This is a genomic window from Fundidesulfovibrio putealis DSM 16056, from assembly GCF_000429325.1.
Lineage (GTDB): Bacteria > Desulfobacterota > Desulfovibrionia > Desulfovibrionales > Desulfovibrionaceae > Fundidesulfovibrio > Fundidesulfovibrio putealis.
The window spans coordinates 65158-78897 of record NZ_KE386885.1 but is presented as its reverse complement, the minus strand read 5'-3'; the positions used below and the strand labels follow the sequence as shown (position 1 = coordinate 78897).

General features: G+C 66.6%; 11 protein-coding genes. 3 read left to right on the top strand and 8 right to left on the bottom strand.

Translation table 11 applies throughout. From position 1 onward, the window contains the following. Positions 1-7: 7 nt before the first annotated feature. The gene (locus tag G453_RS0117140; RefSeq protein WP_027192022.1) at positions 8-1897 is read right to left on the bottom strand and encodes a potassium transporter Kup; all 1890 of its coding nucleotides are present in this window, start codon (positions 1895-1897) and stop codon (positions 8-10) included. Positions 1898-2023: 126 nt separating this feature from the next. On the opposite strand from G453_RS0117140, the gene G453_RS0117135 reads away from it, so the two are divergent. Beyond that, positions 2024-2443, top strand: coding sequence for a hypothetical protein (locus G453_RS0117135; RefSeq protein ID WP_027192021.1), 420 nt, complete (start codon positions 2024-2026; stop codon positions 2441-2443). 180 nt (positions 2444-2623) lie between these two features. Here the strand turns inward: G453_RS0117135 and G453_RS0117130 are convergent, their stop codons facing one another. From G453_RS0117130 to G453_RS0117090, 7 genes are all read right to left on the bottom strand, one after another. Continuing rightward, on the bottom strand, positions 2624-4012 hold the full coding sequence (locus G453_RS0117130) for a DegQ family serine endoprotease (protein WP_027192020.1): 1389 nt from the start codon (positions 4010-4012) through the stop codon (positions 2624-2626). Between the two features lie 97 nt (positions 4013-4109). Then, the gene (locus G453_RS0117125) at positions 4110-5480 is read right to left on the bottom strand and encodes a sensor histidine kinase (RefSeq protein WP_027192019.1); all 1371 of its coding nucleotides are present in this window, start codon (positions 5478-5480) and stop codon (positions 4110-4112) included. Then, complete coding sequence (locus G453_RS0117120; protein WP_027192018.1) at positions 5458-6144, bottom strand: winged helix-turn-helix domain-containing protein; 687 nt, start codon at positions 6142-6144, stop codon at positions 5458-5460. Before G453_RS0117120 ends, G453_RS0117125 begins: the two co-directional genes overlap by 23 nt. Then, a complete protein-coding gene (locus tag G453_RS0117115) occupies positions 6144-7583 on the bottom strand; it encodes a UTP--glucose-1-phosphate uridylyltransferase (protein ID WP_051272559.1) in 1440 nt (479 codons plus the stop codon). The genes G453_RS0117120 and G453_RS0117115 overlap by 1 nt, the downstream gene beginning before the upstream one ends. Before the next feature lie 69 nt (positions 7584-7652). Continuing rightward, positions 7653-8546 carry a DMT family transporter gene (locus G453_RS26650; RefSeq protein ID WP_051272558.1) on the bottom strand — a complete coding sequence of 298 codons (894 nt, stop codon included), beginning with the start codon at positions 8544-8546 and terminating at the stop codon, positions 7653-7655. A gap of 143 nt (positions 8547-8689) precedes the next feature. Then, a complete protein-coding gene (locus G453_RS26645; protein ID WP_051272557.1) occupies positions 8690-9523 on the bottom strand; it encodes a helix-turn-helix transcriptional regulator in 834 nt (277 codons plus the stop codon). A 129-nt stretch (positions 9524-9652) separates the two neighbouring features. Beyond that, positions 9653-9973: a carboxymuconolactone decarboxylase family protein gene (locus G453_RS0117090; protein WP_027192014.1), complete on the bottom strand. Its 321-nt coding sequence runs from the start codon at positions 9971-9973 to the stop codon at positions 9653-9655. Between the two features lie 117 nt (positions 9974-10090). Here G453_RS0117090 and G453_RS24870 point away from each other — a divergent pair, with 117 nt between their 5' ends. After that, positions 10091-11119, top strand: coding sequence for a sensor domain-containing diguanylate cyclase (locus G453_RS24870; protein ID WP_051272681.1), 1029 nt, complete (start codon positions 10091-10093; stop codon positions 11117-11119). Further along, the gene (locus G453_RS26640) at positions 11116-13731 is read left to right on the top strand and encodes a PAS domain S-box protein (protein ID WP_051272556.1); all 2616 of its coding nucleotides are present in this window, start codon (positions 11116-11118) and stop codon (positions 13729-13731) included. The genes G453_RS24870 and G453_RS26640 overlap by 4 nt, the downstream gene beginning before the upstream one ends. Positions 13732-13740 lie beyond the last annotated feature (9 nt).

Sequence of the window (13740 nt, the reverse complement as noted above, 5' to 3'; positions counted from 1 at the left end):
CTTGCGCCTACAACTCCACCTGCACGCCGATCTCCATCACCCGTCCCGGCGGGATGTTGAAGTATGACGACGCCGGGCGCGAGTTGCGGCTCATGAACTCGAACAGCCGCTTGCGCCATCCGGGCAGGTGGCTTCTGCCCGTGGTGAAGAGCGATTCTCGCCCCAGGAAGAAGGTGGTGTCGGCAGGGTCGGCCTCAAGGCCCGCGCTGCGGGCGAAGTCCAGTATCTGGGGCACGTCTGGGGTCTGCATGAAGCCGTAGGTGGCGATCACCCGGTAGAAACCCTCGCCCAGGCAGGAGATGGAAAGGTTCTGCCCGAGGTTGGAGTAGGGGTCGCTGGACGACTGGATGGACAGGATGACCACCTTCTCGTGGAGCATCTTGGTGTGCTTGAAGAAGTGCAGCAGCGTGACCGGCGTGCCGGTTGGCGACACCGACAGGAACACGGCCGCCCCCTTGGCCCGGTGCGGCTTTTTGGCGGCCACGTCGTCCAGGAACAGTTCCAGCGGCACGGCCCCGGCGCTGAGCACCCTGCTCAGGGCGGCGCGTCCGGCCTTCCAGGTGCTCATGCAGGCCACGATTCCGGTGGCGATGACCACTGGAATCCAGCCGCCGTCGAAGATCTTCAGCAGGTTGGAGCCGAAGAAGGAGAGATCGAAGCTCAGAAACAGGGCCAGCATGGGGGCGGCCTTCCAGACGGGCCAGTTCCAGCGTTTGGTGGCCACCAGGAAATACAGGCAGGAGGTGATGGTCATGGTGGCGGTCACGGCGATGCCGTAGGCGGCGGCCAGACGGCTGGACTCCTTGAAGATGAGCACCAGCGCGATGCAGGCCCACATGAGCATGGTGTTGATCTCCGGGATGTAGATCTGGCCTTCCATGTGGTGCGAGGTGTGCACGATGCGCACGCGAGGGAAATACCCCAGCTGCACGGCCTGGCGTATCAGCGAGAACACGCCCGAGATCATGGCCTGGGAGGCGATGATGGTGGCCATGGTGGACAGGGCGACCATGGGGAACACGAAGGCCATGGGCACGATGCCGTAGAAGGGGTTGGCCACGATGGAGGGGCTGGCGATGAGCCCCGCGCCCTGCCCGAAATAGTTCAGCAGCAGGCCCGGATAGGCGTAGAACAGCCAGGACATCCTGATGGCGCGCTTTCCGAAGTGCCCCATGTCCGCATAGAGGGCCTCGCCGCCGGTGATGCACAGCACCACCGAGCCCAGCACCAGGATGCCGTGGAAGTGGTTGCGCGCGAAGAAGTCCACGGCGTGGACCGGGTTCAAGGCCAGCAGCACGTCGGGGTGCGCGATGATCTGCGCGAGCCCAAGGCCTCCGATCACCAGGAACCACACGATCATCACCGGGCCGAACACGCGCCCGATGCCCGCCGTGCCGTGCTTCTGCACCATGAACAGCCCAAGCAGGATGATGAGCGTCAGCGGAACCACCAGCGGCCCGGCCTGATTGGTGGCCACTTCCAGGCCCTCCATGGCCGAGAGCACCGAGATGGCCGGAGTGATCACCGCCTCGCCGCACAAAAGAGACGCTCCGCACAGGCCGAGCAGCATGGTGACGGCCACGGTCTTGGCGCCGAGCTTCTTGGCGGGCAACAGCTCCAGCAGGGCGAACATGCCGCCCTCTCCCTTGTTGTCCGCGCGCAGGATGAAGGACACGTACTTGACCGTGATGACCACGGTCAGCGACCAGAAAATCAGCGAGAGAACGCCCATGACGTTGGCGGTGGTCAGCTCGATGGCGTGCAGGCCGTGGAAGCACTCCTTCACGGCGTAGAGGGGCGAGGTGCCGATGTCGCCATAGACAACGCCCAGCGCGCCAAGCGCCATGACAAGCGTGCTTTTCGAGTGGGAGGTTTCAAGGCCGTGAGGGGTGCTCATACGCACGTTCCTATCGTTGCGCATGGAACGATGTCAAACGGCACGAGAAGATTCCCCTCCCGCCTTGCGCAGACGCGCCAGGAGGGCTATGCTCCGGAATATCCCATAAATTCCAGGGAGGCGAGTATGAAACGGATTGTCATTCTTGTGGCATTGCTGTGCCTGGCGGCCACGGCCCATGCGCAGCAGCAGAACGTCTACCAGTGCGTCAGGCCGGACGGAACCGTGGTGTGCACCGTGACGGACACCTCGGGCGACCCGAGCGTGACCTGCAACTACGAGTGCGTGGACTGCAACATGGTCTGCTCCGCAAGGCTCAGGCTGGTGGACGGAAACGGAGCGCTCACGCCGGTGCCCCCGCCGTCGGTGAAGGGAGAACGCCGCCCGCCCTCCAACGCCGTCGAGACCCCGGAATATTGCCGCAACCGCTACCAGCAGTGCGTGGCCAAATGCAAATCCGACCCGGACAACAAAAGCCGCTACGACGTGGAGGCCTGCATCTCCAGCTGCGAGAGCTGGTACTCGGGCTGCGGGATGAAACCGTAGGCGGACGTCGCAGGAATAGGAACGAAAGAACGCCCGGCTTTCCAGGGGAAGGCCGGGCGTTCTTTCGTTCAGGCCCCACAAACACCAACCCCCCCAGGGTGGTGGGGGGGCTGATGCGAGGGTGGAGGAGGACCGGTCCGGGGGCGGCTTATTTCCCCGGACCAGCGTATGAGACAGTTGTTATTGCACTGGGATGGACCGGAACACCGGCTGTCCCTGGCGCTTGAGAAGCACTACCACCGCGCCCTTGGCCTTGCCTTCCTGCTCGATGATGGAGGCGGCTTCCTGGGGAGTGGCGACAGGCTTCTGGTTGATTTCCACGATGACGTCGCCCTTGCGGATGCCAGCTTCGGCTGCGGGGGATCCCTGCTCCAGACCCACCACCATCAGGCCGCCAGCGGGCTTGTTGGTGCGCGGGTCCGTGGTGGAGAGGGCCATGCCCAGGGTGTCGCCCTGCGCGCCGGACTCTTCACCGGCCTGGCCCAGCTGCTTCACGTCGCGCTCCACCAGGGTGACCTTGGCCGTCTTGGACTGGCCCTTGCGCAGGAAGGTGACGGTGACGGTCTCGCCGGGGGCCATGGCGCCGACCTTGGTGGTCAGCTCGTGGGCGTCGCTGACGGGTTGGCCGTTCACTTCGGTGATCACGTCGCCGGAGGTCAGTCCGGCCTTCTCGGCGGGGCTGCCGGGGCCGACCTGGCTGACCAGCGCGCCCTTGGTTCCGGCGAGGCCCAGGGCCTTGGCGGTGTTCTCGTCCACGGGCTGGATGGTCACGCCCATCATGCCGCGCTTGACCTTGCCCTTGGATTTGAGCTGGTTGACCACGTCCTTGGCGATGTTGGCGGGGACGGCGAAGCCGATGCCCTGCCCGGCGGCCACGATGGCGGTGTTGATGCCGATGACCTCGCCGTCCAGGTTCAGAAGCGGCCCGCCGGAGTTGCCGGGGTTGATGGAGGCGTCGGTCTGGATGAAGTCGTCATACGGCCCGGCGCCGATGATGCGGCCCTTGGCGGAGATGATGCCCTGGGTGACGGTGTGGGACAGCCCGAAGGGGTTGCCGATGGCCATGACCCATTCGCCCACGCGCATCTTGGCGGAATCGCCCAGCTTCAGGAAGGGCAGGGAGGAGCCGTTGTCTATCTTGATGAGAGCCAGGTCAGTCTCAGGATCGGTGCCGATGACCTTGGCCTGGATGGTCTTTTCGCCCTTTTGCAGCTTGACGCTGACCTTGTCGGCTTTTTCCACCACGTGGTTGTTGGTGAGGATGTAGCCGTCGGCGGAGATCAAAAAGCCCGAACCCAGCGAGCGGGTACGGCGCTGTGGCTGCTGCTGGTTGAAGTACTGGTCGAACTGCTCGAAGAAATCGTCGAAGGGCGTGCCGCGCGGGGTCTGCATGCGGGGCTTGCCCGGGGTCTGCTTGGGGGCGGTCTCGGTGAAGATGTTCACCACGGCCGGGCCGGCCTTTTCGGCCAGGTCCGCGAACTTGGGCAGATCGGCCAGAGCCTGGGTTGCGGCCACGAGGACGATGAGCGCGCTGAAAAGAGTGTTCCGTAGGAATTTCGTCCGGTGCATTGCTTCTCTCCTGATGTGGGGAACGCGGTCACGTTCCGTGATGCTGAGAAATAGGGGAGTTACGTGACAGGGATATTTCCAGGGAATTAACAGAAGTTCATGCGGTAAAGACCATTCGGGTTTGCAGTCCGGGAGCGTTGTCCGATAGTTCCAGCCGCGCCCCGTGCAGTCGCGCCACCGCCGCCACCAGCGACAGCCCCAGGCCCGAGCCGGGCGTGTTGCGGCTGGCGTCCAGGCGGTAGAAGCGCCTGAGCACGTTTTCCCGCTCTTGCTCCGGGATGCCGGGGCCGGAATCCGCCACGCTCATGGACACGCCCTCGGCCGTGCGCCTGGCCTCCACGCGGATCGCGCCGCCCTCCGGGGTGTACTTCACCGCGTTGTCCAGAAGGTTGGCCACGGCCTGGGAGAGCAGGTGCCGGTTGCCCATCACCGCAAGGCCGTCCTGCACATCCACGGTGACGCAGATGTCCTTGTCCTCGGCCAAGGGTTCGTAGAGTTCGGCGGCGTCTCGCACCAGCATGGTGAGGTCCAGCTTTTCGAAGCCCCCGCGCGCGGCGGCGGATTCGGCCTGGGCGATGGTCAGCAGGGCGTTGAAGGTGGCGATGATGGACTCGGCCTGGTCGATTGCCTCCTCCATGGCCTGGCGCTGGGTGACGGGGTCGGGCTGCTCCAGCAGGGCCAGCTCCAGGCGCGAGCGCAGGCGCGTGAGCGGGCTGCGCAGGTCGTGGGCGATGTTGTCCGACACCTGCCTGACCGTGGTCAAAAGCTCGCCGATGCGGTCGAGCATGTCGTTTAAGTTCTCGGCCAGGCGGTCGAACTCGTCGCCGGAGCCCGAGAGCGGTATTCGTCGCGACATGGCTCCGGCGATGATCTCCCGGCTGGCCCGGTTGACGTTCTCCAGGCGGGCCAGGAGCTTGACGCTCATGACGTTGCCCCAGATGAGCCCCATGATCACCGTGAAGAAGATACCAAGCGCCATGGCGATGGCCATGATGGCCCGCGCGCGCAACACGTCCGAGAGCTCGCGCCCAACGAGCAGGTGCACCTTGCCCAACAGCGTCACCACGCGCACCCTGGCCTCCAGGGGCTTGGGGTCGTCCTCGGCGGCCACGGGGATGGTGTGCCATTCGGGGAAGCCCTTGGGCTCGATGGTGCGGGGCCACTGGCGCATGTTGCCCGCCAGATAATGGAATTCGCGGTCCACCAGCAGGTAGATGTTGGAGCGAGAGGCCTCGCTGCGCTGGCGTCCAGAGATCTGCATGGAGAGCGCGGCCAGGCCGCGTTCGTCGTACTGCTCCACCAGGCTCCAGACCTCGGATTCGATGATCTCCTCGGTCTGGCGCAGCATGAAGGTCACGGCGGCCCACCAGATGAATCCGAAGACCACCGTGGCGGACACGGCGAACAGGCCCACATACCACAGGGCCAGCCGGAAGCTGAAGGTCTTAAGGAGCTTCGGACGGATCACGCAGCGTGTATCCCGCGCCGCGCACCGTATGCAGCAGGGGTTTCTCGAAGTCTTTGTCGATCTTGCCGCGCAGCCTGGACACGTGCACGTCGATGACGTTGGTCTGGGGATCGAAGGCGTAGTCCCAGACGCGCTCCAGCAGCATGGTGCGGGTGACCACCTGCCCGGCGTGGCGCATGAAGTATTCCAGCAGCGCGAACTCCTTGGGCTTTAGGTCGATGGGCTTTCCCGCGCGCTTCACGGTGCGCGCTGTCAGGTCCAGCTCCAGATCGGAAAGCGTCAGCACGGTCAGGGGCTTCTCGGGCCGTCCGCGCCGCCCCAGGGCCTCCAGGCGGGCCATGAGCTCCGCGAAGGCGAAGGGCTTGGTGAGGTAGTCGTCGCCCCCGGCGCGCAGGCCCTCCACGCGGGCGTCCACGTCGGAGAGGGCCGAGAGCAGCAGAACCGGGGTGTTGTCCCCGGCCGCGCGCACGGTCTTCAGGATGGACAGGCCGTCCATGTTCGGCAACATGCGGTCCAGGATGATCGCGTCGTAGCCGCCGCCGGAGGCCCGGAACAAGCCTTCGCGCCCGTCGGCCACGTGGTCCACGGCCAGACCCTGCTCTTTCAGGCCCTTGACCAGATAGGCCGCAGCCTGAGGGTCGTCCTCCACCAGTAGGATGCGCACTAGAGCCTCACTTCGCCGTCCAGGACAGTTCCCTGGCGCACCACGGCCTGCGTCTCAGAATCGTTCACCACATGGGCTTTGCCGGTGACGGTCACTCCAGCCTCGAACAGCACGTCGCCCTTCACGGCGAGGCTTTCGCACCCGATGAGCGACGGCGCTCCGTAGGGGAAGCGCGCCGTGAAGTCGTCGATCTTCTTGTAGTGGCGCGCGTCCAGGTGCACCACGGGCATGGGGTCGGTGCGCAAGGGGGAGGGCACCACGGTCTTGTCGGGGCTGATGTCGTAGCAGTCGGACATGACCACCAGGAGGTCCCCGGTGGTCTTCACCGGGGCGAAGCGGGTGCGCGGGACCTTCACGGCCTGGGCGTTCTCGAAGGCGGACACGGCCGAGCCCATGGCGGTCTCGATCTGGATCACCTCCGGGGACTTGGGGTTGCGCGGGTCCAGGGTCTTGGGGTTCAGGATGAGGTCAAGCGGCATCATGCCGTTGGCCACGAACACCTTCTCCATGGCCCGAAGGTCAACCCACAGGGAGTTGGTGTTGAAGAAGCGGTGCTTCCCGATGTCCTGGAAGGCGTCCAGGTCGCGCTCGGGGCACTGGGCGATCTCGCGCAGGACCATGCGCCCGTTGGTGCGAAGGCGCGCCAGATGGCCGCCCTTGCGGTCGGAGGCGGTGCGCCCGGCCACTTCCATCAGGAACGGGGCCTGCTCCTTGACCATGTAGCCCAGAAGCCGCTCGTCCATCACCGCGCCCAGGTTGTCCGAGTTGGAGATGAAGGCGTAGTGGATGCCCCGCTCCAGGAGCTTTCGCAGCACCTTGGAGGTGACCAGGGCTGTGTACAGGTCGCCGTGTCCCGGCGGGTTCCACTCAAGCTCCGGGTTGCCCGGCCAGGTGGCCGGGGAGAGGTCCTTGTGCAGTATCTTGGGGTAGCGGTGCTGCAGGAAGGCCAGGGGCAGTCCGCCGGGTCCGTTGTCGAAGCCCTCCACCTTGAGCATGGTGTCCAGGTGGGTCTTGAAGCTGTTCATGAAGAGCAGCGGGATGTTTTTGCCGTGTTTTTCGCGCAGCATCCGCATCTGGCCGAGGATCAGGTCAAGAAAGCTCATGCCGTTCTTCACGGTGATGAGGCTCTTGGCCTTTTCCAGGCCCATGGAGGTCCCGAGGCCCCCGTTCAGCTTGATGACCACGGCGTGACCCATGGCCTGGCGCCCCACTTCCGCGTAGCTGGACAGGGACTCGTAGTCCGGGGCCTCGCGGTCGGTCAGGGGCAGGAGCTCGTCTTCGGGGAGCTTGCCCTGCGCGCCGTAGAGCAGCCGGGAATAGTAACACTTGAAGACGTTGATCACGATGGGGGGAATGCCTTGCTCCTCCATCTTCAGGCCGAAGGGACGGAACATCTCGATCATCGCGGGATCGGCGGTCTTCATGCAGTCCATTATCATGGGAAAAACCTCGGGTGCGGGAAATTGTCGTCGCAGTTTTGTCCCGTGTGCGTGAAATGCCCCGTCGCGTCAAGAAGTGTTGGAGACCCGCTCCCGCGCCGGTCGCGAGGCCGTGGCGTAAACCGAGGCCAGGATCATCGCCCCGCCCGCCAGCTGGGTCACGGCCACGGACTCGTTCAGCGCCAGGTGCGCCCCGAACACCGCCACCACCGGCACCGCGTTGATGAACAGCGAGGCCGTCTGCGCCGGAACGCGCGACAGGGCGAAGTTGTAGGCCAGGAACGCGCCCACCGTGGCGAAGAGGCCCAGGCTGGCCACGGCCAGGAGCGGCGCAGCCGGGACAAGCCCCCATTCGGGCAGGTCCGCCAGGAAGAAGGGCAGGAAAAAGAGCGTGCCCCAGAACATCTGGAGCGTGGTGAGGGCCAGCGGCGACACGCTGCGGCACAGGCGGGACGCGGCCACCATGTACGCCGCCGCCGAGGCCACGGCCCCGAGCATCAGGGCGTCCCCGGAGTTCATGGGGCTCCCTGCGCCGCCGCGAAGCCCCACCAGCAGGCACACCCCCGCAAGGGAGGCGGCCACGCCCAGGACGTTTCGCAGGGGGGGCCTCTCCCTGGCCACCGCCGCGCAGAGGGCCAGCACCGCCATGGGGATGGCCGCCGAGATGAGCGAGGCGCTGGTGGCCGAGGTCAGGCGCAGGGCAAATGTCTCCAGGGCGAAGTAGCAGCCCGGAAACAGGATGGAGATGCCGAAGATCCTGGCGTGGTCCGCGAGCCCAAGCCCGCGAAGCCTCCCGGCTGCGGCCACGGGGACCAGCACGGAGCAGGCCAGGGCGAAGCGCAGAAACAGGATGGTGAAAGGCGCGAGGTGTGTGAGGGCCACCTTGGTGGCCGTGAAGGACAGGCCCCAGAAGAGGACCGAGGCGCAAAGCGCGGCGTAGGCGGCTATGTTATGGCGTGGCATGCGATCTCCCCAGATGTCGGATGGGGAGCACGCTTAGCCCGGCTGGCGGGGTATTTCTTGGACGAAATTGCGCGCGGCGTTCTTGCCGCGCAATGTTGGCGAAGGCCGACTGAAGAGACCGTGCAGCGGGTCCGGTGCAGAGGTCAGCCGGGGCGCGAACCGAGCAGGTACTGGCGCGGCGTGGCCCCTGCGTAGCGGCGGAACACCCGGTTCAGGTGGCTCTGGTCGGCGAATCCGGCCTGGGCCGCCGTCTGGGCGATGGGCGTTCCCGTGGCCAGCAGCCGCTTGGCCAGCTCCACCCGCAGCTGGTTCTGGTAGGCCAGGGGGGTCAGGCCCAGGGTCTGGCGGAAGATGCGGGGCAGATGGGTGGGGGAGACGCCGCAGGCCTGGGCCAGCTCTGCCATGCTGAGCTGGTCCGCCGGGCGCTCGGCGATGACGTCGGCAGCCATGCGGGCCGCCCGGCGTTCGGCCCTGGCCTGTCCTCCGGTCAGGACGTGGCTGGGGGCGCAGCCCAGCAGCGCGTCCATGGCGCGTTCCCACAGGGCCAGCTTCTCGGCGGCCTGGGCGCGCCGGTCCTGGGAGGTTGCGAAATCCAGAAACGTGCGGATCATGGCGGGATCTTCCAAAAGCGCGGGATGCTCAAGGTCCAGGCCGCCCATCCTTGGCACGTTCGCGCAGCGGGCCTCGAACCATGCCCGCTCCACGTAGAACATGCGGTAGACGAATTCCCCGCCCGGACGCGGGTTGCAGGCGTGGGGTTCACCGGGGGGCAGGAACACGACGCAGCCCGCCGGGATGAGCCATTGCCCGCCCCGACAGTCCAGCATGGTTGCGCCGCCCGTCACCACGGAGATGGCGAAGGTTTCGTGGGTGTGGACGCCGAACGGGCTGCCCGCGATCCTGGAATCGCGCGATTCCAGGAAGGGCAGGTCGGGGTCGCGCAGGAAGGCGGAGTGGTTCCTGGCTTCTTGGCTCATGGCTTGGGGACCTCGCGGCCATCGCCCCCATCCTGGCGGTGGGGGGATAGTCGCGAAGCGTATAAGGGTTTCCAAAGGGCGGAGCCCTTTGGCCGCCGGAGGCTTCTTCTCCGTCGTGCGTGGGCTCGCTTAATCGTTCTCGAGGTTCTTCCTGACCCAGCTGATGGCGGCGGCCACGGTGGGGAAGCCGATGGTGGAGGTCAGTCCCATGAGGGCGTGGTTGATCTCGTCCAGGCTGGCTCCGGCGGCCATGGCCCGGCGGGCGTGGGACAGCACGGACCCTTCGGAGTGGGTTGCGCAGGCCGCGCCAAGCTGCACCAGCAGGAGCGTCTTCTCGTCCAGCGGTCCGGCGTCGCGCACGGCCTTGCCCAGGGTCTCCACTGCCTGGATATAATCGGGGAACTTGGAACGCATGATCTCGTAGTGCTTGGGCTTGAGGGCGTCTTTCATGGATGTCTCCTGTATTTTGCTTTTGCGTTGACGATGATGTAACATGCCTACGCCTGAAACCAAATCGTAAAATGGTCCTGGTTGACGGGACAAGCCGCTTGGAGCAACGTGGAATCCATGAGTGAAGCGTGCCGGACATCCGAGGAGCTTCTCGCCGAGATCGGCGAGCTGAGGCTCCGGGCGGACAGGCTGGAGGAGGCCTGGCTGTCGGTGCGCGAGTCCGAGGAGCGCTACCGGAAGCTCCTGGGCACGGTGGTCGGCTATATCTACACGGTCAAGGTGGAGGACGGGCGCGCGGTGTCCACGGTCCACGGAGACGGGTGCGAGCTGATCACGGGCTATGCTCCGGGCGACTTCGACGCAGACCCCACCCTCTGGTATTCCATGGTCCACCCGGAGGACCGCTCCGCCGTGTTGGAGCAGGCCCAGCGCCTGCTTCGCGGCGAGGACGTCCAGCCCCTGGACCACCGCATCCTGCACAAAGACGGCAGCGAGCGATGGGTGCGCAACACCCCGGTGATCCGGCGCAACGCGTTCGGCCACGTGGCCTTCTACGACGGCATCATCCAGGACGTCACCGAGGCCAAGACCATGGCCGAGAAGGCCCAGCACGCCTCGCTGCACGACCCGCTCACCGGGCTCGCCAACCGGCTGCTGCTGATCGACCGGCTCTCGCGGGTGCTGGAGGCGTCTCGCCGGGAGCAGACCAAGGTGGCCGTCCTGTTTCTGGACCTGGACAACTTCAAGCCCGTCAACGACCGCCTGGGCCACGCCGTGGGCGACCTTGTGCTCAAGGAGGCTGCCGGACGGGTGCTTGGGCAGGTGCGCGCCTCGGACACCGTGGCCCGCGTTGGCGGGGACGAGTTCGTGGTGGTGCTGCCCGGCCAGCGGGGGGAATCGGGCGCGTCCGAGGTGGCGCGCAAGATCATCGCCGCCCTGCACCTGCCCTACGAGAGCCTCAAGGGTGAGCAGGGACCCGGCGGGAGCATCGGCATTAGCTTGGCCCCCGATGACGGCACGGACCCCTGGGAGCTGGTCAGGAAGGCCGACGAGGCCATGTACTACGTGAAGAACCACATCCGCTCCAGCTTCGTGTTTCATTCGAGTCTTACCCGCCAGGCAGGCCCTGGCCCCCATGACGCATGAATAACCTGGCGTCTTCCGCTGGCGTGGCGCTGGGCCACCTGATGCACAACGGTCCGGTGGTGGTCTACACCGTGGACCCGGCCACCATGCACACCACCACTGTGAGCTCCAACGTGGAGCGCGAACTGGGCTACACGGTCCAGGAGTTCCTCGCGCCGCCGGGTCTGTGGCGGTCGCTTCTGCACCCCGAGGACGCGCCGGAGGTTTTCGGCATCTATCCCCGACTGTTCGAGGCGGGCGAAATATCCCTGGAGTACCGCCTGCGCCGCAAGGACGGCCAGTGGCGCTGGATACGCGACGACGTGGTGCTGCGTTGCGACTCCGGCGGCAAACCCCTGGAGATCGTGGGCTGCGCCTACGACATCGACGACCGCAAGCTCCGGGAGCGTGTCCTCGGCCAGGAAGCGACCCTGTTCGAGGCCATGTTCCGCGAACACCGGGCCGTGATGCTCCTCCTGGACCCCGACAGCCTGGACCTGCTGGACGCCAACCACGCGGCGCTGCACTTCTACGGCTGGAGCCTGGAGGAGCTGCGCGCCATGAATTTCCGCCAGGTCTGCCAGGACGGCCCGGCCTGCCACAACGCGATGGTGCAGGTCTGCCGCGAGGCCGGGAGCCGCGAGGCCGTGTGCCGCCACCGGGTGGCCGAGGGCAGCGTGCGCGACGTGGACATCAGGACCACGCGCATCCATGTGGGCGAGCGCACCGTGCTGTTCTGCGTCATCAGCGACATCACCGCCAGGGTTCAGGCCGAAGAGGCCCTGCGCGAGTCCGAGGCGCGACTGCGCAGCATCTCCGAGAACTCCGTGGAGGGGATCTTCCAATCCACGCCCCAGGGGCGCTTCCTGTGGGTGAACCCGGCCTGCGCGCGCATTTTCGGGTATACTTCCCCGGCGGAGATGATCGTGCTCATCCGCGACATCGCAAGCCAGTTCTACGCCGACGACGGTGCGCGCAACGCGGTGCTCACCGCGCTGCAACAGGAAGGAATCCTGGAGCGGCGCGAGGTGCGCCTGCGCAGGCGCGACGGCCACGCCATATGGGTGTCGCTCAGCATGTGGACCGTGATGGGCGAGGGCGGCGCGGTGGAACGCATCGAAGGCGTCATGGAGGACATCACGGCCCGTAAGATGGCCGAGTCGGAGCGTATGCTCCTGGCCACTGCCGTGGAGCAGGCCGGGGAGGGCATGGCCATCGTCACCGGCGGGACCTGGCGCGTGGAATACGCCAACCCCGCCTTCGGGCGCATCCTGGGCCTGGAGAGGTCCGAGCTCCTGGGCAGCGTGTTCTTCGAACTTTTCGGATCGCGCCGGACCTCGGTTCCGGCGCGCGACATCCAGCAGGCCATGCTGGCCGGGCAGGAGTGGACCGGCCTCATCCGCGACGTGCGCCCTGACTTGCGCCCCGTGGCCGTGGAGGCTGTCTTTTCCCCCATTCGCGACGACTGCGGGCGCGTGGGCAACACGGTGGTGCTCCTGCGCGACGTCTCCCACCAGGACCGCCTGGAGAACCGCCTGCGCCGCGCCCAGAAGCTGGAAGCCGTGGGCACCCTGGCCGGGGGCATCGCGCACGACTTCAACAACATCCTCACGCCCATCCTGCTCAACGCCGAGGTGGGCATGCAGCTCCTGGGGCGCGGGGATATCCTGCGAAGGCCCCTGGAGGAGATCATCCAGGCCGGGGGCCGCGCCCGGCAGCTCATCAAGCAGATACTGGCCTTCAGCCGCAGGGGGGACCTGCGCGCGGCCAGGATGGAGCTCGCGCCCATCGTCCAGGAGGCGCTGCGCCTGCTGCGCTCCTCCCTGCCGCCGGACGTCGAGGTGCGCTTCGACGCCGGGGCAGAACCGCTGGAGGTGATGGCCGACCCGAGCCTGGTGCACCAGATGGTCACCAACCTGGCCGACAACGCCCTGCATGCCATGCAGGTGCGCGGGGGCAGGCTGGAGATCCGCCTGGAGAAGCGCGTGGTGCCCAAGGGCGAGGGCAGCGGGGGAGTCGCGCCCGGTCCTGGCGAGTACGCCATGCTGGCGGTCTCCGACACGGGGCACGGCATGGACCAGGCCCTTCTGGACCGGATCTTCACGCCCTTCTTCACCACCAAGAAGCCCGGCGAGGGCACCGGCATGGGGCTGTCCACAGTGTACGGCATCGCGCGCTCCCAGGGCGGCGCGGTGCGGGTGGAGAGTTCGCTCGGCAAGGGCAGCCTGTTCGAGGTGTACCTGCCGCTGGCCGGGCCGGACGTGGACCTGGACCGGGGCGGGCTCCGGCGCCGCGCCCTGGTGGTGGACACCCAGGCATTTTCGCGCCGCGCCCTGGGCATGACCCTGGCTGAGCTCGGCTACAAGAGCGCCATGATGCGCGACGCGGGCAAGGCCCTCAAGGCGTTCGGACGTGCTCCGCATAGCTTCGGGCTGGTGCTGGCCGGGGAGGACCTGAACGGCATGTCGGGCCGGGGCTTCCTGAAGTCCTGCCGGGAGCTGCGCCGGGACGCGGTGCTGGTGCTGCTCACGGACCGGGACGAGTCCGGCGCGGTGCTTGGCGTGGCCGACGCGGTGCTGCAAAAGCCCGTGAGCACGGGGGCCCTGGCGGCCGTGCTCCAGTCTGTTCCCTGAGTTTATACC